Origin of the sequence: Paenibacillus sp. HB172176 (assembly GCF_011947265.1) — a bacterium.
In the GTDB taxonomy this organism is placed as follows: domain Bacteria; phylum Bacillota; class Bacilli; order Paenibacillales; family Paenibacillaceae; genus Pristimantibacillus.
This window is the reverse complement of record NZ_JAATHD010000020.1, coordinates 1-23,654: the sequence shown is the minus strand read 5'-3', so window position 1 is coordinate 23,654 and position 23,654 is coordinate 1. Positions and strand designations below refer to the sequence as shown.

Here is a 23,654-nt window from a genome sequence, read left to right as displayed (position 1 = left end):
CATTAGTCGCAGAGACTATCGGCTGCCCGTATTTGGTTTGACTGAAGCTGCGCGGAGCGGCTTAGGATGTTAACTTCATATTCGCCTGAGCTTGCACCAATGCCTTCACGCGTTCCAGTCCTTCCCACATATCTCCGGGTCCGTCGTAGATAAGCACATAAGCGCCATTATAGCCGCTGTCTGCAACGGTCTCCAGCATGGCGCTCAGCTCCTCCGCATCCGGAATGCCTGATGCATCGTAGGTTGGCTTCACGTGGATGGATTGGCTTCGCGAGCAGGTAGCGGCAATCTGTTCCAGCTTCCCGGGATCTTTGTAATTGCCGAAGTCCGTAATAAAGCCGACTCGCTGATGGGTCTGCGAGAGCAGGGAGAGAGCGGCATGAGATGTTGACGTTAAGGATTTGAAGTTCTCGGTAATGATCTGCACATTCAGAGCCGAGGCGTAATCGGCAAGCGCCGATAAGGTCTTTGCGCTAAGCGCAATAGCCGCTTCGTCCGTGGGCGGCGCTTCGCCGGCAATGACGCGGATGCGTTTCGCACCGGTCTTGGACGCGATTGCAATCCAGCGTTTGATGAAGGCGATATCGGCTGTCCGCCGGCCATCATTGTGAGAAGTGATGTCGCCATAATCCAATAATAAGGTATCAAATGAGATCGAAGCCGCTTCAAACGCAGCCGATAAAGCTAACAGAAAATCATCGCTGCTCTCCGGAAAGTGAAAATGGCAAATTTCCAGAGCCTGATACCCTCTGCGCGCGGCTTCGCGAGGAAGCTCCAGCAGGGAGGTCAGGAGCGGCTGCTCCTGCTGCTTCTCTCTCTGAATCGATGCCTCCTCATCCCAATAAGTTAGCCGTAGCGGCCCCAAATGACGATGCAAGCTCCAACTGCTGATTGATAAATAACTCATGGTCATTAAAACCTCCTTAGCTTCTTATCTGCGCCAGTTCACGACGCCGTTGTCGTCGAGCGTGCCGAGAATCACATCGGCGATATGAGGATCCTCGAGCACGGTATTGCGAACCTTGTGATTGATTTCGGTTGCTTCCGCGAGCGAAAAGCCATTTTTCAGCTCTATGTAGGCTTCTACATGGTAGAAGCGGCCCTCTTGAATAATTCTCATGCGGGTAATATCGCTTACCTCCGGGTGCGAGAAGATCAGATTGCCGATGCGATCCTCCACGTCGCGAGGAGCCGCAACTCCGATCAAGCCCGCCATATTGTCATAACCCACCTTGAAAGCTACGCCTACCATTAAGAAGGCAATCAGTATGGTGGCGATGCCGTCCATGAGCTGGAAGGAGCTGAAGGTCGCGAAAAATACCGCGATCAAGGCGAGAAGCGAGCCCAGCGTAGCCACGATATCCTCATAGAAAACAAGCCTGGTTGGCGGGGCGGCTTTGCCCGCGTTGCGGAACGAGGCGAAGAAGATGCCGAGACCCTTCGCGTCGGAGCGGGATTCATGCACGATTTCCTTCATGGCTTTGATTAGTACGGAGCCGTCCATAATGATGGAGATGGCCAAGACAATGAAGTTAAGCCAGAAATCGCTTGATTCCTCCGGATGCTTGATGAGCTCGACGCCTTTATGGAAGGTTTCGTAAGCCATGACGGTAACGACGATGACCGCGAACATGCATACAATATTAATGACCCGGCCGAAGCCGGTCGGGAACCGTTCGCTCGGCTTGCGCTCCGCAAAGATGCTTCCGACGAAAACAAAGGTTTGGTTAATCGCGTCCGCAACGGAATGCATGGCCGATGCGAACATGGCGCCGCTTCCGCTGAAGCTTGCGGCAATCGCTTTGATAATGGCGATGCCGGTGTTGCCGAGCGCCGCGGCAAGCGAAGAGGTATTTCCTTTTTTGATTGAAGCCCATAAGCTGTTCATTGCTGCTTTCATCCTCCGATTTTCTTGGTTTGAATGATGTCATTATATTCCTAATCGATTGTTTGATCAAATGTTCTTATAATGGAGAAGATGACAGAGAGGGAGGAGGCGGTTAGCTGTGCTTACGACGGAGAGAATCGACAGTGCTGCTCAACAGCAAGAAGCATTCCGCGTACGGATGGAGGTTTTCGTCAAGGAGCAAGGCGTTCCGGCGGAAATCGAAATTGACGAGCACGAGAAGGAAGCTTCACATGTGCTGATCAGATACAATGATTATGCAATTGGAACCGGCCGCATCAGAGCGGTCGACGGTATTGCCAAGCTGGAGCGCGTATGCGTGCTGCCCGCTTATCGCATGGTGAAGGCTGGCGCGGCAATTATGCGGGAGCTGGAGCGCATCGCGTCTGAGAAGGGGCTTAAGCAGGCGAAGCTGCATGCGCAGACGCATGCGGCGGCCTTCTATGAGAAGCAGGGTTATTCCATCGTGTCTGACGTGTTTCTGGAAGAGAATATTCCGCATGTGAAAATGGTGAAGCAGCTCCGTTAGCTTGGCAGGAGCGGCTGCGATAGAAAGGCCTGTCCGACGTCTCGCCGAGACGTCGGACAGGCCTTCTTCGGTTTTGCAGATTGCCAGCAGTTGATTGGTCCTTAGCCGGTGGACGGACTATTCGGCGAATAGCCTTTCTGATTTTTATTCTCCGAGGTGGACTCGGCTAGATGATTCTCCGCTTGCTTGCTGTTCGCTTTATACGCGACGTTGCGCGCTTCGGCTGATTTCTGCTTATGTCTGCCCATGCTGCCACTTCCTCTCTGTCATGCCTCGCGAATCTTATGCATAAGCGCGCGAGCGATCTATTGTGCCATTCCGCAAAGTCACGCGCTTCTATAGCATATCCAGCTTCACGACTTCTACTCGATTGGAGAAGAAGGTCGCTCCGCCGCCCATATCCGCAAGTCGCTGCGGCGTGAGCGAATTGACGGATTGTCTGCCGAGCTGTTCATCCTCCCACCATAAGCCTTGCGTCACGAGAACGCCTTGCAGCACGTCGCGTCCGATCTTTAAAGTCAGCCTTGCCTGGCCGCGGTCATTGCGCACCAGCACCAGCTCTCCTTCATGCAGATTGAGCCTGTCGGCATCCTCCTCCGACATATGAACGGTCGGCTGCTTCTCCAGCTTCTGCAGACTGGATTGATTGGCGAAGGTGGAATTGATAAAGCTGTGATTCGGTCCGGCAATCAGCCAGAAAGGATATTTCAGGTCCTCTTTCAAATCGGAATGCTCGGGAACCGGGGAGAGGCCCCTGCGAAGCATGCGAGAGGAATACAGCTCGATTTTGCGCGACGGCGTCCTCAGCCGATCTCGCCATGAAAGCGCCTTGCCGCCGCCCACCTTCATCCATCTTTTCTCTCGCAATGCTTCATAGGTGATGCCTTCGAGAAGCGGGTTGTTCCTAACGTCAAGAGCGATATCAATCATTTGCTCCTCGGTCAAGTCGAAATACTCCGGCTCGAAGCCCATGCGCAGCCCCAGTTCTTTGAACAGCGTGAAGTTGGATTTGCTCTCGCCGGCCGGCGGCAGAATCGGTTCGCCCAATTGCATGTACAAATGCCAATAGGAGGCGTACAGATCCCGATTCTCGAAATGGGATGTAGCAGGCAGAACGAGATCTGCATATTTGCAAGTGTCCGTCAGGAACAAATCATGGGTTACCGTATAGAGATCGTCCCGCAGCAGCCCTTCGCGAACCTTCGTCTGATCGGGCGCGACAACGGCGGGATTGCTGTTGTACACGAAGAGCATGTGAATCGCCGGCGTCAAATCGACAAGCGCGTCGCCAAGCTGGTTCATGTTGATGCTGCGTACATCGGAACGAGGAAGCAAATCCGGCCGTTCAAGCTGACCCGCATTCAATCTGGAATACCAGCCATTGCCTTTCATTGCTCCTCCGCCAAGCTTATTCCACTGGCCTGTCAAGGCGGGAAGACAAGAGATGGTACGGATAATCATGCCTCCATTGTCATGATGCTGAAGGCCGTTGCCGATGCGAATGAAGGAAGGCGAGGTTTCGCCGTATAGCTTGGCCAGCCGCTCGATGTCCTCCTCAGGAACTCCGGTTATGCCAGACACATGGGAAGGCGTGTAGCGCTCCGCCTGCGCCGCGAGCTCTTCATAGCCAATCGTATTATCCCGTACGAAGCTCTCGTCAACCCATCCGTCCCGAATCAAAATATGCATCATGCCAAGAGCGAGCGCGGCGTCCGTTCCCGGTCGAAGATGAATGAATTCATCCGCCCAGGCCGATGTGCGATTGCGATGCACGTCAATGTGGATGATGCGCGCCCCCCGCTTGCGGGCTTCCGTAGCAAGCATCACCTGATGCATATTCGTCGATACGAGATTGCAGCCCCATATCAAAATCAGCTTCGAATGCACGGTATCCTCGGGATCTATGCCTGCGCAGGCCCCCATCGTGTACCCATAGCCGGCTGCGCCTGCGGCGTTGCAAATCGTACGGTCGAGCCTGGATGCGCCCAAGCGATGGAAGAAGCGGCGATCCATGCCCTCTGCGTTCAGAATGCCCATATTGCCATAGAAGCTGTAAGGGAGAATGGCCTCTGCGCCATGCTGCTCGATAATCATGCGCATATTAGCGGTCAGTTCGTCATAGGCCTCTTCCCAAGATATCGGTTCGAAGGCAAGCGTTCCCTTCGGGCCCGTTCTGCGAAGCGGAGTCAGAATGCGCTCCTTATGATGCACGCGCTCGGGAAGCTTGCGAACCTTGTTGCAGATCGCGCCTTTCGTAACCGGATGATGGGGATCGCCCGTGACGGAGGTTACCATGCCATCCTTCAGAGTCACATGGAGACCGCATGTATCCGGGCAATCGAAGGGACATACGGAGGGGACAACGCCGTTTGTTTGAAATTTTGTCATGAATATCATCACTCCGTTATTTCCGGCTTCACGTTCAGCCTTATTCATATGAAATTCGAATCTCGCATTATTGTGCAAGCTATCCTCTATTATAGCGGCAAAGGCCGGTTCTTCAAATATTGCGACGGTGGAAATCCGAGGGAACGCTTGAATACGCGCTGGAAGTAAGAAACATCCGAATAGCCGAGATATTGCGCAATTTCAGCTACGGTAAGCAGCGATTCCTTCAGCATATAGACCCCTGTCTTGATCCGCACGGCGTGGGTGTAGTCGCTGATGGTCTGGCCGGTTATTCTGCGGAAGACGGCAGCCGCGTGGTTCGGACTGCGCCCGATGCAATCGCCAAGGCATTCCTTCGTGATTCGCTGCCTGTAGTTGGCTTGGATGTAAGCCTTCATCTTCTCCACATGCTGCAAGGAAATATCCGCCTCCGCGCCGCGATTCAGCTCGCGCCCCCACAAGGAGAAGGCCTCGAGCAGGAAGGACAGCGTTCGAATCTCAAAGTAATCGGGTTGCTCCTCCCACTCTTCCCATACGCCCCGCAGCCGCTCCAGACAATAGTCATAGCACCCTGCCTTCGCATGAACAACCTCTTTCCCTCCCCAGTACGGCATGTCGGCATACAATATGGGGGAGGGAGCGAACGAGAAAATGAATTTCTCGTGAAATACGGTGGGCACGCTCTTGCCATAATACGAGGCTCCTCTCGGGATATAGAGAAAATCGCCTTTGTCCGCAAGCAGCTTCTTGCCCCCGATCCAGTAGAGGCATTTGCCATAAGTGACAATGATGAATTGGGCGAAAGGCGCGCTCTCGACCGTATCCTCAAACCAGTTCATGCCTTGCTCCTTCACAAGTTCTTTCAGCTCAATCATAGCTCACCTCATCATACTATAATCTATCTATCATACTATACTTCATGTACGATTAGAGTTCAATGGACTACAATGAGAACAGTCAAAGCAGAGATCAGTCTAATTCTGGAGGGAAAAAACAATGAGTCACACCAAGATCGTATGTACGATGGGACCGTCGAGCCAATCTATTTCGATATTGAAACAAATGATGGGAGCCGGCATGAACGTTGCCAGATTGAATATGGCGCACGGCGAGCTCTCCGACCATAGCGGAAGAATCGGGCTTATCCGACAGGCTGCGGGCGAGGCGAATAGCGTCGTTGCCGTCATGATGGATATTAAAGGACCCGAGATTCGAATCGGTACGTTGGAGGAGAGCGGCTATGAGCTGCAAACCGGCGACAAATTAACGCTGACGACAAGACAAATCGTCGGCAATGGAAGCTGTGTAGCGGTGAATTACGAGGACATGACCTCGGTGATCAAGCCCGGCCACACGATTCTCATTGACGATGGACTTATCGAGCTGCATGTCGAAGCGGTGGAAGATACGGAGATGCATTGTTTGGTTATGAACGGCGGGCCGCTCAAGCCGCGCAAAGGCGTGAATCTGCCAGGCATCAAGACGACGCTTCCCGGCGTGACGCAGCGGGACGAGCATCATATCCGTTTCGGCATCGACGAAGGCGTGGACATGATTGCGATGTCGTTCGTTCGCAAGGCGGAGGACGTGCTTCAAGTGAGGCAAATTCTTGAGAATGCGAACGCTGCGCATATTCAAATTATTTCGAAAATAGAAAATCGGGAAGGCGTCGACAATCTGGACGCCATTATCGAGGCGTCTGACGGCATTATGGTTGCAAGGGGCGATCTGGGCGTGGAAATTCCCGCCGAGGATGTGCCGATGATTCAGAAGACGATGATCGAGAAATGCAACGCGGCGGGCAAGCCGGTCATCGTTGCGACGCAGATGCTGGATTCCATGCAGGTTAATCCAAGACCGACGCGCGCCGAGGTGAGCGATGTAGCGAACGCTGTGCTGCAAGGCGCGGACGCCATTATGCTGTCCGGGGAATCGGCTGCGGGCAAATATCCGCTCGAATCCGTCAAGATGATGGCGACTATAGCGGAACGCGCGGAATCGACTATTGATTATGAAGAGCAGTTTCAATCTCGCATGACCCAGCATTCGGGATCAATTACCGATGTGATCTCTCAGGCCGTTGTAAGCTCCTCGCTTCAGCTCGGAGCCAAGGCGATTCTGACGCCGACGGAAAGCGGATTTACGGCGCGTATGGTATCGAAATATCGTCCGAAGGCGCCGATTATCGCTATTACTGCGCATGATGAGGTGCTGAAGCGCTTAACGCTCGTACGCGGTGTTATTCCGATCAAGGGCGAGTCGACGCCGTCGACGGACGAGATGTTCCGGACCGCGATTCGGGGCGCCGGCCGCACGCAATTGCTAAGCAGCGGCGATTATATCGTCATCTCCGCCGGCGTGCCAAGCGGCAAAGCGGGCGCGACGAATCTGATCCGCATTCATCAGATGGAATAGCGGTGTCGACTTGTCAGTTATTGTCTATTGACAGGACAAGCCGAAGAGTGCCACAATAGCTGAGGCTTAATTAAATAGGAGTTCATTCGTATAACCCCATAAGAAGGCGGAAGCCAAGGATGGGGGTATCTACGGGAAGCCTTTCCTTCCTTGCTGCGAATAGCTGATTTGGTTTCGAACAAATCGGCTATCCGCAGCTTTTTTTGTTTTCATGAAGAATAATGAAGCTGGCGTTATTCAAGCGCATCCATGCGAGAGGAGAAGATGGAAAGTGAAATACGGCATAAGCGTCTTTTTTGGAGCTGCGAGTTACGGCATTCTGTCCACCTTCGTGGTGCTCGCTTATGATCAAGGCTACAGCTTGGGGGAGGTCGTCGGCAGTCAAATGATGCTGGGCTTTCTCATGACCTGGCTATACGCATCATGGAGATTGAGAGGGAAGCGGGCACGGGCGAAGAGCAGCGATGCCGCGAGGTTGGATTCTGAGCAAGAGAAGCGGTCATTCGTTGAAAAGGCCCCGTTGAACGTTGGAACAGCTTCTATTCAATGGAAGCATCGCATTCTGCTTATGCTCGCGGGCATGCCGACGGCCATTACGGGAATCTTCTATTATAAATCGTTGCAGCTGCTGCCTGCGTCCATCTCTATCCTGCTCTTGTTCCAGTTCACCTGGATTGCTGTTCTGTTTCAATCGATTCGCGAGCGGAAGCGGCCGAGTCTTCCCATTATAGGGACACTTTTTATTCTGCTTGCAGGCACGGCGTTAGCTTCAGGCGCGCTCGATCAGGAGGGATCCCCACTGAATTTTGCGGGAGCGGGTCTTGGTTTGCTTGCCGCTGTGAGCTACACGCTCTTCATCTTATTTAGCGGAAGAGCAGTGCCAAGCGCTGCGTCGGAGCTTCGAAGCAAATGGATGATGGCGGGAGCGATGCTGATCAGCTTCCTAGTCTTCCCGCCGCAGTTTCTATGGAACGGGGAGCTTGCAGGCGAGCTCTTCCTGTTTGCTGCTATTCTAGGCGTTTTCGGCGCGTTCATTCCCCCGATTCTGTTCGCTTACGGCGTGGGGAAGGTTGGAGAAGGAATGGCTGGCATTCTCGGAGCGGCGGAGCTGCCGGTCGCGGTATGTCTGTCTACCTTCGTGCTGCATGAGAATGTGAGCGTTCTGCAATGGTTGGGGGTTTTGTTCATTCTCGCCGGCGTGGCGATGCCCGAGTGGATTCGGAGAATTGCTGTGAGGCGGAACAAATTGAAAACGAAGGCTTGCCCAGAAGTTTAATTCACGGCGTAATATTGTCATTGACAAGAGTATGGACGAGGCTTAAAATTCTAATAGAATTGTCTAAATATGGGGAATGAAGAGTAGAATGGGGGAGTTAATATGTCAATCATTGAAGAAAATGCGGTTGTATTATTTCAAGGCGACAGCATCACGGATACGGGGCGCAATCGGGAAGTTAGCGGGAGCCTTGGAACGGGCTATGCCAATCTGATCGCTTCGCAATTCGGGCTCAAATATCCAGAAAAGAACGTTTCCTTCTTGAATCGCGGCTGCAGCGGCAACCGTGCTGTCGATTTGGAGAGACGCTGGCAAACGGACTGTCTTGATTTGAAGCCGACATGGGTGTCGATCTACATCGGCATCAATGATACATGGCGCAGGTATGATAATAATGATCCAACCTCGACAGAGGCTTATTATTCCAGCTGCCGGAACTTGATTGTTCAAACGAAGGAGAGACTGGACGCCAATCTCATTCTTATTGAGCCGTTCGTGCTTCCGGTGCCGGAGGATCGCAGAGCATGGAGAGAGGATCTGGATCCGAAAATCATTGCCGTGCGCGCTCTTGCAGAGGAATTCAAAACCTTGTATGTGCCGCTTGACGGTTTGTTTGCCGCTGCAAGCATGAAGACTGGACCTGCCTATTGGGCGCCAGACGGTGTGCATCCTTCCGCTGCGGGACACGCGTTGATTGCAGAGGCTTGGTTGAAAGCGGTTAAAGCTTAAGTCCCGATTGAAGCAGACAACTGGTAAAGAATTTTTAATAATCATTTTTTCGCTGTCCTTTTTCCATGAGCTGGGATTATAATAAGGATGTCGGGCCGACGAAATACGGCTGAAAGGAGATGATTATATTGAACGACCACTTTGAGGTGATCTCCGTTTAGGCGGAGAGAGCTGCTTGCGAGGAGGCCTTCGGGCCTCTTCTTGTTTTATGAGAAAATCAAAAATTCAAAGAAAGGGAGGATGATTAGCATGAAGTTTGCTATGGATTGTCAAATGTTGCAACGCAAACGCCTAAACCAATTTGAGGAGGATTTTGAGCGTGAACTACAAAAATGGAAGAGATGTTCTTCCCCCTAGTCTGCTGCAGGAGCTGCAGAAATATATTCAAGGTGATTTGATCTACATTCCGAAGCCGGCTGACAAACGAGCCAGTTGGGGCGAAGTCAGCGGCACACGTCGCATGCTCGCCGAGCGCAACAAGGAAATTGTGCAATATTATGTAAGCGGAGTGACGATTTCCGAGCTGGAGCAGAAATACCATCTGTCGAATGAAAGCATTCGCAAAATTATTGTGAAGACCCGTTAAATGAGCGTTATGTATTTCATTATCGCGAATATGACTCGTATTTCTATAAACCAAATTCCGCGTATTGAAACGCGTATTAAAAAAGAACCTCTGTCGCCGCTTCCGTTGAAGCGTTCGCAGAGGTTCTTTTTGCCATGCGATGCCGTGTGTATCGTTAAATTGTGGTGGGCAGCTGCAGCACGGTTCGCGGATATTTGTAATCATCTCTATAGCACAGCGTATCCCCGTCGTAGGTCGATTGCGACAGCCGATGCGAGATTTCGAATACGGGAAGCTCGGGATGAACATGAAGCGCAGAGTTATAGAAATTACAGGATTCGAAATGGAATTGCAGTGTCGTAATAATGATGACGCAGCTCGTGAAGGTGCAGTTCTTAAAGCTGAAGCCGTCGAAAGCAATCGTCTCGTTCGTAAAGCATTCGTTCATAATACATTTCATTCGCAACTCTCCTCTGTTAGGGTTAGGCAACATAGAACTATCGTATCAGAGGCGCTATGCAATGTTTGTCACAACATGCCCCCGTCTCCATAATAGTTCTCGACATGGCCATAGCCGCTATTGTCGAATGCTGACTATAATTATTATAAGTAAATCTTATGTTAAAAAAGCTTAAAAATTTCGTTTAACAGCTATAAAAAAAGTTTATATAACATACCTCACACCCTCAGTAAACTAATCTATCCGTGACGATCAAGGAGGATACGGCAGGAAAAAGGAGGACCCGTCGCCCCAGCTTACCTCTGACAAAGAGAGCTCAAAATAAGGGAGTATATGGGAGTGTACTGGAAATGACCTCCACGCGAATCCATGTTAGCCTTTTAAGTGTTCCAAAAAAATAGAGAGTGAAAGGTTGGGGTAGCAAGTGAGAGGCAAGTTAGTTATCTTGTTGGTATTGTGCGCGTTGATGATCAGCGCATGCGGCAACAACACGAGCAATAACAACAACACGAACACAGGAAGCGGCGGTAATACCGCGAACGAGACGAACAATGGTTCAAATGGCGGCTCGAATGACGGCAAGGCAAAAACAACACTGGAAAAAGCACAGGAGCAAGGCTACGTGACAGTCGGCTTTGCCGGTGAGAATCCATACGCCTATAAGGATGAGAACGGCGAATTGACTGGCGAGGCGGTTGAAATCGCGAAGGTCGTACTTAAGCGATTGGGCATTGACGAGATCAAAGGGGAGCTAACCGAATTCTCGGCGTTGATCGCAGGTCTGAATTCGAATCGCTTCGATCTGATCACAGCGGGGATGTTCATTAATCCGGAGCGTTGCGAGGCTGTATTGTTCGCGGATCCGGAATACAGCATCGGCGAAGGCATCGCGGTGAAAGCCGGCAATCCGAAGGCCCTTAAGAGCTATGCGGATATCGCCGACAAAGGCGCGAAGGTCGCTGTCATGACGGGCGCTGTCGAGATTGGCTATCTGGAAGCTTCCGGCGTGAAGGAAAGTCAAATGGTGATGGTTGCCGATCAGGATGCGGCGGTAAGCGCCGTGCAGTCCGGCAGAGCGGATGCCATGACGATGACGGGTCCCGCGCTGCAATCCAGACTGGAGCAAGCGAATGATTCGAAGCTTGAGCGTGTTATGGATTTCGAACAGCCGATCGTGGACGGCGCAAGCGTAAGAGGTTATGGCGCAGCGGCATTCCGTATGAAAGATACTTCATTCAGAGACGCATACACGGCCGAATTGAACAAAATGAAAGAAAACGGAGAGCTGCTTGAAATTCTGAAGAAATTCGGATTCACGGAGCAAGAAATGCCTGGTGACGCAACATCCGAACAGCTCTGCACGCCCGCAGCGTGATGTCTAATCTGATACATTGGCTGCCGTTCCTTAGGGACGGCGCCATTGTCACCATTCGAATTACGTTGATGGCCGGCGTCGTCGCCATGCTGCTATCCGTTCTGTCGGGCATCGGACGTTTGTCGACAGTGCCGCCTATCCGCTGGTTAGCGAGTACGTATATTGAGTTCTTCCGGGCATCATCCTTGCTCGTGCTGCTGTTCTGGGTCTACTTCGCTTTGCCGATTGCCGGACTCGAGCTCACGAAGACATGGTCGGCCGTGCTCGCAATAGGACTTAATATCGGAGCTTACGGCGGGGAAATTGTTAGAAGCGCGGTGCTTGCTGTTCCGAATGGACAGTATGAAGCGTCTACGGCGCTCAATTTAAAGCCGATGCAGCGATTTTTCCGCATCGTGCTGCCGCAGGCCTTCATCCGAATGCTTCCGCCGATGGGCAATCTGTGGATCGAGATGCTGAAGTCGACTTCGCTTGTCTTCTTCATAACGATGGCCGATTTGACCTATGAGGCGATGATTCTGCGCAACAATTATTATAATGACACGCCGCTTATTTTCGGTTTGTTGCTTGTTATTTATTATCTTTTATCCAGTTGTGTCTCCTTCACGGTTCGCTTGCTGGAACGCAAATTTTCCGTATGGAGGTGACAATCGATGTTATGGAATTGGGATTATGTAGAAGAATTAATGCCCATCTTGATGAAGGCGATACCGGCAACGCTGCTGGCGACCGTATGCGGCTTTGCGCTTGCCGCGATTGTGGGCATGGTGTTCGCCATGGCGATCCGATCACGATCTGCGATCGTGCGCAGAACGACAAAGGGCATTGTTGATTTTATTCGGAAGACGCCTTTGCTCGTGCAGTTGTTCTTCTTATTCTACAGCTTGCCGATGCTGACGCCGTTCGGCATGACCGCCTTTGTGACGGGAGTTATCGGACTTGGGCTGCATTATGCGACCTATCTGTCCGAGGTGTATCGCTCCAGCATTGACGCTCTGCCGAAGGGACAGTGGGAAGCGGCGACGGCGCTGAACTTGTCAAAGACGAAAACTTGGTTTTCCATTGTCATACCTCAAGCTATTCCTCCGATTATCCCGATTATGGGCAATTATTTGATCGTTATATTCAAAGAGACTCCTACTCTATCGGCGATTACGTTCATCGAGCTTCTGCTCAGAGCGAAAAACGAGGTTTCCAAGTCGTACCACGTATTCGAACCTTACACCATTGTAGGCATTATCTTTATCGTGATTAGCTTGCTCATGTCATTTGGAATCAGCAGATTGGAGAGAAGGTACCTGCAAAGGCCTTCCGCATAAGGTTGAAAGGGGAACGAAGCATGAATGGCGTTTTGAATGAAAGAGATTCGGCCGATCCGGAGAAGGAGGCGGTCAGCACGACGAAACAAACGAAGGAACCGTTTGTTCGATATGAGAATGTGACGAAATCGTATGGAGATTTGGAAGTTATTCGCGGCATGGATCTTACGATACATCCTGGCGAGAAGCTTGCGCTTATAGGCCCAAGCGGCTCGGGGAAAACAACGCTGGGACGTATGCTGATGACGCTCGAAGAGCCGACAAGCGGCATGATTACCATTGACGGTGAACCGCTGTGGAAGATGAAGAACAAGAAAGGCATGCTGGTGCGAGCGGATGAGAAGCATCTGCATCGGATGAGAGAGAAGGTCGGCATGATCTTCCAGCATTTCAACCTGTTCCCGCATCTGACGGTGCTCCGTAATGTGACGCTTGCTCCTACATCTGTGCTTAAGATGTCCAAGGAAGAAGCCAATGAACGCGCGGTCGATATGCTGCGCAAGGTCGGCCTCAGCGATAAGCTGGATGTGTATCCGGCACAGCTGTCCGGCGGACAGAAGCAAAGGGTTGCCATCGCAAGAGCGCTTGTGATGCAGCCGAAAGTGGTCGTATTCGACGAAGTGACCTCGGCGCTTGATCCAGAGCTGGTCGGAGAGGTGCTGGAGGTTATTAAGGAAATTGCCGTCGAAAGCGAAACCGCGATGTTGTTGATTACGCATGAGATGGATTTCGCAAGAGATATCGCGGATCATGTGATCTTCGCTGCGGACGGACTTATTGTCGAGCAAGGCAAGCCGCAGCAATTGTTCGACCAGCCTAAGAGTGAACGTTTACAGGCTTTCTTAAGCCGGTTTCTATAATAAACGGCGCCTTGGCGCCCAATAAATAATCAATAAAGAGTACATCAGCGGCGAAGAAGCCGTTAGATACAAGACGATTGCAGTAAGCAAGAAAGTAGGAATGCACATGACAGAAACAGCAAAGCCTCAACTTCACTATCGAAAACCCTCGGCCCGAGACGGAGGAAGCGTATGGGAGCTGATAAGGGATGCCAAGACGCTTGATCTAAACTCCTCTTATTCGTATCTCATGCTTTGCGATATGTTCCAGGATACTTGCTGCTTGGCAGAAACAGGAGAGGAGCTTGCAGGCTTCGTATCCGCCTTCCGCAAGCCGTCCGATCCGAATACTTTATTCGTCTGGCAGATCGGGGTCTCCTCGGCGCAGCGGGGCAAAGGCATAGGCAAAGGCTTGATTAAAGCGCTCTTGTCGCGTCCGGAAAATGCGGACATCTCTTTCATGGAAGCGACGATCGGACCTGATAATATCGCGTCCAGGCAATTGTTCATGTCTCTCTCGAATGAACTCGGCGGGTCATGCAATATGTCCGAGCATTTCGACTCGACAATGTTCCCTGGCGAAAAGAAGCATGACGACGAATTATTGTTCCGCATCGGGCCGCTTAAGCTCGATCGAATCTCCGCTCCAGCTCCATCCATTCCATTGAAGGAGGAAACAAAATAAATGAAAACAAATGAAAATAATATTGAAATGCCGACCATGAAGGTGTTCGATCAATTGGAATCCGAAGTGCGCAGCTATTGCAGAAGCTTTGAAACGGTCTTCACCAAAGCAAGCAACGCTACGCTCTGGGATAAGAACGGCAACGAGTTTATCGATCTGTTCGCCGGAGCCGGCGCGCTGAATTACGGTCATAACAATGAGCGTATCCGCGCGAAGCTGATTGATTATTTGATGAAGGACGGCATTACGCATAGCCTCGACATGGCGACGGAGGCGAAGGAAACCTTCTTGTTGGAGTTTCAGGAAAGCATTCTGAAGCCGCGAAACCTTGATTACAAGGTGATGTTTCCTGGGCCTACCGGTACGAATTCAGTAGAGAGCGCGATGAAGATCGCTCGCAAGGTGACGGGGCGCACGAATATTATCTCCTTCACGAATGCCTTCCATGGCATGTCGCTCGGCTCGCTTGCCGCAACCGGCAATTCCTTCAAACGCAAAGGAGCGGGCGTTCCGCTTAGCGGAACCACGTTCATGCCGTATGACGGCTATATGGGACCGCTTGTCGATACGACAATTCTGCTGGAGAAGCTGCTTAAGGATCCGGGCAGCGGCGTGGAGACACCGGCGGCGATCATCGTGGAGACGCTGCAAGGCGAAGGAGGGCTGAATTCGGCAAGCGCGAACTGGCTGCGCAATCTGGAAGCTCTCTGCAAGAAGTTCGATATTCTGTTCATTATCGATGATGTGCAGATGGGCTGCGGCCGTACGGGAACCTTCTTCTCCTTCGAGGAAGCGGGTATCAATCCGGATATCGTATGTCTGTCGAAATCGATTGGCGGCTATGGCTTGCCAATGGCGCTCACGCTCATTAAGCCCGAGCATGATATTTGGAATCCGGGCGAGCATAACGGCACCTTCCGCGGGAATAACCTGGGCTTTGTCGCAGCGACCGAAGCTTTGTCCTATTGGAAGGACGCTTCTTTCGAGAAGGCCATTGCGAATCACGCTGCAGTAATCTCTTCCTTCTTGAAACGGATGGCTGCGCAGTATAAAGGCAAGATCACCGATGTAAAGGGTAAAGGGCTTATTCAAGGTCTCGTCTTCAAGGAGCATTCCGATGCGTCGAAGCTATGCGGCGAGGCTTTTAATCGCCAGGTTATTATGGAAACCTCCGGCGCGTTCGACGAGGTAGCGAAGCTAATGCCGCCGCTGACGATCGAGCCCAAGCTTCTGCAAGAAGGCTTGAACCGGATCGAGGCTTCTCTGAAGGCGATGTATGGCAGCGCCGAAATCGCGGAAGAGAAAATTCCTGCCGCAACAAGAGCATAATTATTGGAATTTGGAGTGCAAATGGATAGGGAACAAGATCTTATCCCTTAAGATCTTTACTATATAAAGGAGTGAATAAACATGATAGTGAAACATTTGAATGACATTGTGAATACGAAGGATGACGTAGATACTTCCACATGGAATGCGAGAAGATTGTTGCTCAAGAAGGATGGACTGGGCTATTCCTTGCATGACACTGTGATTAAGGAAGGCACCGAAACGCTGATATGGTATAAAAATCATGTCGAATCGGTCTATTGCTTCGAAGGCGAAGGCGAAATCGAGGTGATTGGCGGGGAAACCTATCCCATTACGCCGGGCACGCTGTACGTGCTGAACGGTCACGAGAAGCATCTGCTTCGCGCGAAGAAGCAAATGCGCATGGTTTGCGTATTCAATCCGCCTCTGTCCGGCGCCGAGGTGCATGACAAGGACGGCGTCTATCCGGTGGATGAAACGGTAGAAGCGTAATACTTGATGGAGCAGCAGTCAGCGATTCGTTCGACGGCATTCTAGGATGAAATGGTCAAAGAACCTGTAATTTAGGAGCTGAATCGTCTGTATGAATGGCTTCTAGCTTGATTGTGTCAAATGGATTGGAAAAATGAATGGAGCGAGTTCCAGCCAACTGGCTGAAAAATGATATTAATAGGAGATGATTGGAAATGAGCGAACAACAAACTGCAGTGAAAAAGGTAACGGATAAATACCCTTCTCGAGTGGCGCCTCAGGCTGAGCTTAGCGAACGCAAAGATCCAGTACTCTACAGCCAATGGACCGATAAAAGCGCACTTACGAAGGAGCAGCATGATTTCTATGAGAAGAATGGCTATCTGTTCCTTGAAAATTTCTTCTCAGAGAAGGAAATTGAGGAATGGCGCCAAGAGCTTGCCCGTCTTCAAGCGGCTTATCATGATGAGGAAGCGGTTCATGTTATTCGCGAGCCCGCGAGCAAGGAGGTTCGTTCCATCTTCTCCGTGCACGAGAATAATAAAATCTTCATGGATCTGTCGAAGCATCCAAGATTAACGGCGATTATGGAGCATATTCTCGGCTCTGAAACCTACATTCATCAGTCTCGCATCAATTTCAAGCCTGGCTTCACCGGCAAGGAATTCTACTGGCATTCCGATTTCGAAACCTGGCATGTGGAAGATGGCATGCCGAACATGCGCGCCTTGAGCTGTTCCGTAGCGCTAAGCGACAACCATCCGTTCAACGGGCCGTTGATGGTCATTCCGGGCTCCCACAAGGAATTCGTCTCCTGTGTCGGCGCGACGCCCGAGGATCATTTCAAAGAATCTTTGCGCAAACAGGAATACGGAGTGCCGGACAAGCATAGCCTAACAGAACTGGCGAAGAAAGGCGGCATTGAAATGCCGGTCGGCAAAGCGGGCTCCATTCTGCTCTTCGATTGCAACCTTATGCATGGATCGAGCAGCAATATCTCGCCTTATCCTCGCAGCAATGTATTCATGGTCTACAATAGTGTCGAAAATAAACTGGAGGCGCCGTTCTCGGGTCAAAAGCCTAGACCTGATTACATCGCAGCGCGCGACTAATCTATGAACCCATTTCTCATTGTTGCTTTCATCCTGGCCATTAATATCACCTACGTGTCCATCTTCACTTTGAGGCTCATTCTGGTTATCAAAGGAAAGCGGAACGCCGCAGCGCTGCTGTCCATGGTCGAGGTATTCATCTACCTCGTCGGGCTGCAAATTGTGCTGGATCGACTGAACAATCCGATCTATCTCGCCGCTTATTGCGTCGGATTCGGACTGGGCGTCTACCTCGGCAGCCGCATTGAAGAGGCGCTCGCGCTTGGTTATTCCGTCATACAGGTGATTGCCGATACGGTTGAGACGGGTCTGCCCAATCGCCTTCGCGATTATGGCTACGGCGTTACAACCTGGCATGGCGAGGGGAGAAGCGGCGCTCGATTAGTGATGCAAGTGCTCGTCAAGCGCAGCAATGAGAAGAAGTTGATGGATCGAATCGCGACGGAAGCGCCGAAAGCCTTCGTCATCTCGCATGAGCCGAGACATTTCCGTGGAGGCTTCTGGGCGAAGCTGCTGGAGAAGTAAGAAGTAGGGCGTGGCTTTCCGCCACACCGCCCGCAGGGAACTGTGCGCGGTGCAGAAGAGAGCTGTTGAACAAGCTGTACCGGTAAGCAAGCGAAGCTTTTGTTTCGTCAAAGTAATGGTTGCGGCTTCGCGTTCCAGAAAGAGAAGGACATCCCTTGCAGGATGTCCTTCTTTCTCGTTGATGTCATGCCGGAGTTTAGTGCCCAAAAAAAGGATGGTGTACAAATTATTATCAGAAAAGCTATTTTACAAAAACAGATATTGAGTTGAGCAGCGTCTAACGCTTATAATATAGCGAGAAATAATACAAAGCAGAAAAGGTGTTCATTCATGAGTATTCTAAATGTAGAACGGTTAAGTCACGGCTTCGGCGATCGCGCCATCTTTCAAGATGTTTCCTTCCGCTTGCTTAAGGGCGAGCATATCGGATTAATCGGAGCAAACGGTGAAGGCAAATCAACCTTTATGAATATTATAACAGGCAAGCTGCAGCCGGATGAAGGCAAGGTGGAATGGTCGAAGCGCGTGCGCGTCGGCTATCTGGATCAGCATGCGGCGCTGAGCAAAGGTATGACGATGCGCGATGTGCTGAACAGCGCGTTCCAATATTTGTTCGATATGGAGCAAGAGATGAACGACATGTACGGCAAGATGGGAGAGGTGTCGCCAGAGGAGCTCGAGAAGCTGCTCGAGGATGTCGGCACGATTCAGGATACGCTGACGAATCAGGATTTCTATCTAATCGATGCGAAGGTTGAAGAGACAGCGCGAGGTCTGGGTCTGACGGATATTGGACTGGACAAGGACGTGCATGATCTCAGCGGCGGGCAGCGCACGAAGGTGCTGCTGGCGAAGCTTCTGCTCGAGAAGCCGGATATTCTGCTTCTCGATGAGCCGACGAACTATCTCGACGAGGTTCATATTGCTTGGTTGACGAGATATCTCCAGGAATATGAGAATGCGTTCATCCTGATATCGCATGATATTCCGTTCCTGAACAGCGTTATCAACCTTATCTATCATATGGAGAATCAAGAGCTGTCGCGTTATGTCGGCGACTATGATCATTTCCAGCAAGTGTACGAGATGAAGAAGCAGCAGCTGGAATCGGCCTTCAAGCGTCAACAGCAGGAGATTGCGGATCTGAAGGATTTCGTCGCTCGGAATAAAGCGAGTGTTGCGACGCGAAACATGGCGATGTCCCGTCAGAAGAAACTGGACAAGATGGAGGTCATCGAGCTCGCGAAGGAGAAGCCGAAGCCGCAGTTCAATTTCAAGGAAGGGCGGACGGCTGGGCGCTCCATCTTCGAAGCTGTCGAGCTCGTTATCGGTTATAACGAGCCTTTGTCTCGAGCGCTGAACCTGTCCATGGAACGCGGTCAGAAGATTGCCCTGGTCGGGGCGAACGGCATCGGGAAGACAACCTTGCTTCGCTCTATTTTGGGAGAAATCAAAGCTTTGTCCGGAACGGTCGAGCTCGGAGATAACCTCGAAATCGGCTATTTCGAACAAGAAGCGAAGGATGCTAATTATAACACTTGTATTGAAGAGGTCTGGCAGGAGTTCCCTTCATTCACACAGTTCGAGGTGCGCGCCGCGCTGGCCAAATGCGGCTTGACCACGAAGCATATCGAGAGCAAAATCGCCGTGCTGAGCGGCGGCGAGAAAGCCAAGGTGCGCTTGTGCAAGCTCATCAACCGCGAAACGAATCTGCTCGTGCTCGATGAGCCCACGAATCATCTCGACGTCGATGCGAAGGACGAGCTAAAACGAGCTTTGAAGGCGTATAAGGGCAGCATTCTGCTCATCTCCCATGAGCCGGAATTTTACCGCGATGTTGTGACAGAAACCTGGAATTGCGAGGACTGGACGACGAAAGTGTTTTAGATTTTGGATGGATTCGATGTGCAATGCGCGAACAGGCAAGCTCATCCATTGTATAGTCAAGATCAGTCGGCATATCAACGCTCGTTAGGCGTGTGATTCGCTCCTGTTTAATTCTAGGGAGGTCGCACGGCAGAAACGGGAAAATCTGTACAAGCGAGACTCTGCTCAAAAATCAATTCTCTTTTATTTTGTTATTATACATTGAATCGAACTAATGTTCGTGTTATGATGTAGCCAACGAAACACATTTTAACAACCGAAAGCACCGGAGATTTTCAGGTCATTTGACTTGGATTTCTCCTTTTTGTGTTTCCTGAATTTGTTAGCGATGGTATAATGGGAGGGATTGAAATGAAAAAAATGTTAGAAATTGAGTTAAACAAGCTTAATGAAAAAAGCATTTGTATTCGTTTTATGTATTTCTCTTTATCGGAATTGAATGTTTTGAAGAGCATGGATGGACTAAGGTGGCAGAATGATTCACGAACTTGGTTGATGCCGTATACGCTGGATCATGTGGAAAGACTGCTTCAATTGTTTCCTCGAGATGTCTTTCGTGTGGAGAAACAGTTGATGGATGAATGCTATTTATTGCAACAGACCTTTTTGCAGCCAATTCCCAAGGGATGGGGAGTCATTGAAGAAACAGAGGTAATTTGGCCGCTTAGCTTGCAAAAAAAATTACGTGAAGCCTTGCAGATGCGCGGCTACAGCGTGAAAACAATTAGAGCCTATATGGGTCAGGTAGAGCGCTTCATTGCATTTTCTCAAAATCAGAATGCAGAACCAGAGCCGGTATTGTTGCAAAGATACACATTAGAGCTGCTCCATCGTGAATGCTCTAGATCTTACGTCAATCAAGCAATCAGCGCCGTTCGATTTTATTTCGAGAAGGTGCTGCAGATCTTGGATACGAGCGCATATATTCGCCCGCGAAAGGAAAGCAAGCTTCCTAATGTGCTTTCTGTTTCAGAAGTAAGAAAACTGATCTCGAGTTTAACCAATTATAAGCACAGAGCTTTGTTAACTCTTACTTATTCTTCCGGATTGAGAGTGGGAGAAGTCGTGCGTATGAAACTATCTGATATTGATCCTGAACGCGGAACTTTAATTGTAAGGCAGGGTAAGGGGAGAAAGGATCGAATGACGATGCTTTCCGAACAAGCTTTTAAGTTGCTTCGTGAGTATGTGCATGTGGAGCGGCCAGCATTGTGGCTGTTTCCGGGGCAGGATTCTGGGAAGCATCTGACTGAGCGTTCCGCACAAAAGATTTTTGAACAAGCCCTTCGTCTGTCGGGCATAAACAAAAAGGCTAGCATTCATACTTTACGGCATTCCTTTGCCACTCATTTGCTCGAGAATGGCATTGATATTCGCTATATTCAAGAGCTTTTGGGACACAAAAACAGTAAAACCACAGAACGGTATACTCATGTCAGTATTAAAGATGTTCGTCGTATTAAGAGTCCTTTGGATATCATGGATTAACAAGCTGGGATGTTGAGACGGCGGGGTTACGTGAAAATTATAGAGAATGTGGTTTGCTTTACCCTACGCAAATCCCCCGCCTATCATCCCCATTAAGAAATACACATCTCCAACCTTATTAACGACTTTAGCGACATACATAAATAAGTAGTTATATGAAAGATCGGCAAGAGATAACGGAAAGGAGTAAGTTTATTGAGGACACTATTTTATTACAATTGGCAGATTAGAGATGAATGGCTCCAGGTTTTTGAATCGATACCTGTGATAGAATTGTTAAGGGATCGAAAGTCAGGAGTAGGATCGTTTCTCAAAACTATGTTTCATATCATAGATGTAGAATATAGTTGGATAAGAGCTATCAAGAATGAATCCGATATTATTTTTCAGTTTGAAGACTATAAGGATCTTCATCCAATGAGAAATCTATCAAAAAAATTGAGATTAGAAATTAACGAATTCATAAATAATTGGTCTAATGAAATGGAGTATGATATCGTAACTCCTTCATGGATGGAAAAGACTTTTTATAAGGGCGAAGTATTAAGACATATATTAGTTCATGAAATTCATCATATTGGACAACTTTCAATCTGGTCGAAAGAAATAGGAATAGAAGTAGTTAATTCAAATTTCATCGGAAGAGAACTGTTTGAAAAGAAATAATAAAGGTATATTTGAAAGCAATTCAAAGAAGGCCGATCCTTCATATAACACCGTATTCACGCTGCGTCGACTCCGTCTCCTTGGTCCGGACCGAAGCTGGAAGAGAACGGCTAAAATAAAGCCGTTCTAGTAGCAGGGAAGCAGATTCAGCCGGACAACCTTGCACAGCCTAACCGCGTCGCGGCCGTTCCCTCCGGTCACTTAAGGCAGTGAAGGTTCGTGAATACAAAAACGTTATAGGAAACTGGCTAAAGCATAAGTGCTATAGTGAATTGACTGAATTTTTCTGAAATTGAGGTATGGAATTCCCTTATTTTAATGACATGTTTAATCCCAAACCCATCTTTTAACTACATTTTTGGATTCTGATTTATTGTAAACCTATTTTTATAATAGGGACGGGTAGATGTCTGTATTTAAAAGTATCTAATTTCGAATGACATTGTGAAAGAATGAATGGACATATTCGCACCATAAATTTACAATTAAATAAAAAACTTTGAAAGAGATATATGGATTTGAATAATTGAAACCCAATAAAGAAGAAAAAATGTGTATTAAAAACGTTGTAAAAAGCTGAAAGAAAATAAGGGAGTATGAAAGTGATTCAGGGAAGAGCCAGCATCCTATAACACCGTATTCACGCTGCGTCGCCTCCGGCTCCTTGGTCCGGACCGAAGCTGGAATAGAACGGCTATACTGGAGCCGTTCTAGTAGCAGGGAAGCATAGTCAGCCGGACAACCTTGCACTGCCTAACCGCGTCGCGGCCGTTCCCTTCGGTTACTTAAGGCAGTGAAGGTTCGTGAATACAAAAACGTTATACGAAATCACTTAAAATCGTAAAGAGCAGGTGCAATAGATGGGGCTATTCTTAACTGAATTTATTATAATATTATTTTGGCTTGGCATTAAATTGACAGTATTGATTTTTTATAATGACAGCAATCCAAATTCATATTTTGCACAATACATTTACCACTCTTCTTTTGCATTCCACTTTATTTTAGTTTTTATGTTAATGGCACTAGTCATTTTCTTAATCCGGTATAAGATACAAGAATTAAAGGCGTTAAGATCGCTTAAATCTAGAGTTTCAATTGCATTATTAAGAATTGTAAGACCTCTGATATATTGTTTTATTTTATTAATTTTTTTGATTTACTCGATACAAATTCAAAGTGATTTTAAAAAATACATATCCAACCCAATAATAAATAACATCTTGATAATTGATAAATATGAATTATCAGATGGAGCAAGAATTAGTAATAGTATATTACCTTACGAGATAACATCACATGACGACTTCTATTATTTGTATAAAAAAACTGATTTAATACTCGGACATTCATATTCTATACAATATTTTAAAAACCATAAAAATGAAAATATAATATTAGGAATGAAAGAAGATATGTAGTAGTTTCAAAGAAGAAGTGACTTCGTATAACACCGTATTCACGCTGCGTCGCCTCCGGCTCCTTGGTCCGGCCGAAGTTGGAAGAAGTGGATTCGGGGAAGAAAATTCAGTAGCAGGGAAGCCAATTCAGCCGGACAACCCTGCACTGCCTAACCGCGTCGCGGCCGTTCCCTCCGGTCACTTAAGGCAGTGAGGGTTCGTGAATACAAAAACGTTATGAGAAATTCTCGCAAAACCTAATGGCATAGGAGAAGATTCGATGAAGCGAATGATGATAATTGGGTCTG

Annotated in this window: 24 protein-coding genes; 18 read left to right on the top strand and 6 right to left on the bottom strand. The window is 49.2% G+C overall.

Going from position 1 to position 23,654, the window contains the following annotated elements; all coding sequences use genetic code 11:
- Positions 1-61: 61 nt before the first annotated feature.
- Positions 62-907, bottom strand: coding sequence for a sugar phosphate isomerase/epimerase family protein (locus tag HFP08_RS21245; RefSeq protein WP_168122623.1), 846 nt, complete (start codon positions 905-907; stop codon positions 62-64).
- Positions 908-931: 24 nt separating this feature from the next.
- A complete protein-coding gene (locus HFP08_RS21240; RefSeq protein ID WP_168122622.1) occupies positions 932-1,888 on the bottom strand; it encodes a cation diffusion facilitator family transporter in 957 nt (318 codons plus the stop codon).
- A gap of 118 nt (positions 1,889-2,006) precedes the next feature.
- Here HFP08_RS21240 and HFP08_RS21235 point away from each other — a divergent pair, with 118 nt between their 5' ends.
- Positions 2,007-2,435: a GNAT family N-acetyltransferase gene (locus HFP08_RS21235; protein WP_277345874.1), complete on the top strand. Its 429-nt coding sequence runs from the start codon at positions 2,007-2,009 to the stop codon at positions 2,433-2,435.
- 101 nt (positions 2,436-2,536) lie between these two features.
- Here the strand turns inward: HFP08_RS21235 and HFP08_RS21230 are convergent, their stop codons facing one another.
- The 3 genes from HFP08_RS21230 to HFP08_RS21220 all read right to left on the bottom strand — a co-directional run bounded on the left by HFP08_RS21230 (position 2,537) and on the right by HFP08_RS21220 (position 5,698).
- The gene (locus tag HFP08_RS21230; protein WP_168122621.1) at positions 2,537-2,683 is read right to left on the bottom strand and encodes a hypothetical protein; all 147 of its coding nucleotides are present in this window, start codon (positions 2,681-2,683) and stop codon (positions 2,537-2,539) included.
- 88 nt (positions 2,684-2,771) lie between these two features.
- A complete protein-coding gene (locus tag HFP08_RS21225) occupies positions 2,772-4,823 on the bottom strand; it encodes a molybdopterin oxidoreductase family protein (RefSeq protein WP_168122620.1) in 2,052 nt (683 codons plus the stop codon).
- Between the two features lie 89 nt (positions 4,824-4,912).
- Positions 4,913-5,698, bottom strand: coding sequence for a helix-turn-helix domain-containing protein (locus tag HFP08_RS21220; protein WP_168122619.1), 786 nt, complete (start codon positions 5,696-5,698; stop codon positions 4,913-4,915).
- A 121-nt stretch (positions 5,699-5,819) separates the two neighbouring features.
- On the opposite strand from HFP08_RS21220, the gene pyk reads away from it, so the two are divergent.
- From pyk to HFP08_RS21200, 4 genes are all read left to right on the top strand, one after another.
- On the top strand, positions 5,820-7,238 hold the full coding sequence (gene pyk, locus HFP08_RS21215; protein WP_168122618.1) for a pyruvate kinase: 1,419 nt from the start codon (positions 5,820-5,822) through the stop codon (positions 7,236-7,238).
- A 271-nt stretch (positions 7,239-7,509) separates the two neighbouring features.
- Positions 7,510-8,514 carry an EamA family transporter gene (locus tag HFP08_RS21210; RefSeq protein WP_240941683.1) on the top strand — a complete coding sequence of 335 codons (1,005 nt, stop codon included), beginning with the start codon at positions 7,510-7,512 and terminating at the stop codon, positions 8,512-8,514.
- 102 nt (positions 8,515-8,616) lie between these two features.
- Positions 8,617-9,243 (top strand): SGNH/GDSL hydrolase family protein, encoded by a 627-nt coding sequence (locus HFP08_RS21205; protein WP_168122616.1) that lies wholly within the window; start codon positions 8,617-8,619, stop codon positions 9,241-9,243.
- Positions 9,244-9,562: 319 nt separating this feature from the next.
- Positions 9,563-9,829, top strand: a complete 267-nt coding sequence (locus HFP08_RS21200; protein ID WP_168122615.1) for a CD3324 family protein — start codon at positions 9,563-9,565, stop codon at positions 9,827-9,829.
- Positions 9,830-9,983: 154 nt separating this feature from the next.
- Here HFP08_RS21200 and HFP08_RS21195 read toward each other — a convergent pair whose 3' ends face one another.
- Positions 9,984-10,268, bottom strand: coding sequence for a hypothetical protein (locus HFP08_RS21195; RefSeq protein WP_168122614.1), 285 nt, complete (start codon positions 10,266-10,268; stop codon positions 9,984-9,986).
- A 424-nt stretch (positions 10,269-10,692) separates the two neighbouring features.
- Here HFP08_RS21195 and ehuB point away from each other — a divergent pair, with 424 nt between their 5' ends.
- The 13 genes from ehuB to HFP08_RS21130 all read left to right on the top strand — a co-directional run bounded on the left by ehuB (position 10,693) and on the right by HFP08_RS21130 (position 23,367).
- Positions 10,693-11,643 (top strand): ectoine/hydroxyectoine ABC transporter substrate-binding protein EhuB, encoded by a 951-nt coding sequence (gene ehuB, locus HFP08_RS21190; RefSeq protein WP_240941682.1) that lies wholly within the window; start codon positions 10,693-10,695, stop codon positions 11,641-11,643.
- Entirely contained in the window at positions 11,643-12,290 is a 648-nt protein-coding gene (ehuC, locus tag HFP08_RS21185) for an ectoine/hydroxyectoine ABC transporter permease subunit EhuC (protein ID WP_168122613.1), read from the top strand. The genes ehuB and ehuC overlap by 1 nt, the downstream gene beginning before the upstream one ends.
- 6 nt (positions 12,291-12,296) lie before the next feature.
- The gene (gene ehuD / locus HFP08_RS21180; protein ID WP_168122612.1) at positions 12,297-12,962 is read left to right on the top strand and encodes an ectoine/hydroxyectoine ABC transporter permease subunit EhuD; all 666 of its coding nucleotides are present in this window, start codon (positions 12,297-12,299) and stop codon (positions 12,960-12,962) included.
- 20 nt (positions 12,963-12,982) lie between these two features.
- Positions 12,983-13,822, top strand: a complete 840-nt coding sequence (gene ehuA, locus HFP08_RS21175; protein ID WP_168122611.1) for an ectoine/hydroxyectoine ABC transporter ATP-binding protein EhuA — start codon at positions 12,983-12,985, stop codon at positions 13,820-13,822.
- Between the two features lie 106 nt (positions 13,823-13,928).
- On the top strand, positions 13,929-14,486 hold the full coding sequence (ectA, locus tag HFP08_RS21170; protein ID WP_240941676.1) for a diaminobutyrate acetyltransferase: 558 nt from the start codon (positions 13,929-13,931) through the stop codon (positions 14,484-14,486).
- Positions 14,487-15,815: a diaminobutyrate--2-oxoglutarate transaminase gene (gene ectB, locus HFP08_RS21165; RefSeq protein WP_168122609.1), complete on the top strand. Its 1,329-nt coding sequence runs from the start codon at positions 14,487-14,489 to the stop codon at positions 15,813-15,815. It begins immediately after the preceding gene.
- Positions 15,816-15,896: 81 nt separating this feature from the next.
- Positions 15,897-16,289, top strand: a complete 393-nt coding sequence (locus HFP08_RS21160; RefSeq protein WP_168122608.1) for an ectoine synthase — start codon at positions 15,897-15,899, stop codon at positions 16,287-16,289.
- Between the two features lie 194 nt (positions 16,290-16,483).
- Positions 16,484-17,380 (top strand): ectoine hydroxylase, encoded by an 897-nt coding sequence (gene thpD, locus HFP08_RS21155; protein ID WP_168122607.1) that lies wholly within the window; start codon positions 16,484-16,486, stop codon positions 17,378-17,380.
- A gap of 3 nt (positions 17,381-17,383) precedes the next feature.
- Positions 17,384-17,905, top strand: a complete 522-nt coding sequence (locus tag HFP08_RS21150) for a DUF2179 domain-containing protein (protein ID WP_168122606.1) — start codon at positions 17,384-17,386, stop codon at positions 17,903-17,905.
- Between the two features lie 330 nt (positions 17,906-18,235).
- Positions 18,236-19,792, top strand: coding sequence for an ABC-F family ATP-binding cassette domain-containing protein (locus HFP08_RS21145; RefSeq protein WP_168122605.1), 1,557 nt, complete (start codon positions 18,236-18,238; stop codon positions 19,790-19,792).
- Between the two features lie 351 nt (positions 19,793-20,143).
- On the top strand, positions 20,144-21,280 hold the full coding sequence (locus tag HFP08_RS21140) for a tyrosine-type recombinase/integrase (protein ID WP_240941674.1): 1,137 nt from the start codon (positions 20,144-20,146) through the stop codon (positions 21,278-21,280).
- A 195-nt stretch (positions 21,281-21,475) separates the two neighbouring features.
- A complete protein-coding gene (locus HFP08_RS21135; RefSeq protein ID WP_168122604.1) occupies positions 21,476-21,946 on the top strand; it encodes a DinB family protein in 471 nt (156 codons plus the stop codon).
- Between the two features lie 860 nt (positions 21,947-22,806).
- Entirely contained in the window at positions 22,807-23,367 is a 561-nt protein-coding gene (locus tag HFP08_RS21130; RefSeq protein WP_168122603.1) for a hypothetical protein, read from the top strand.
- Positions 23,368-23,654: the final 287 nt, after the last annotated feature.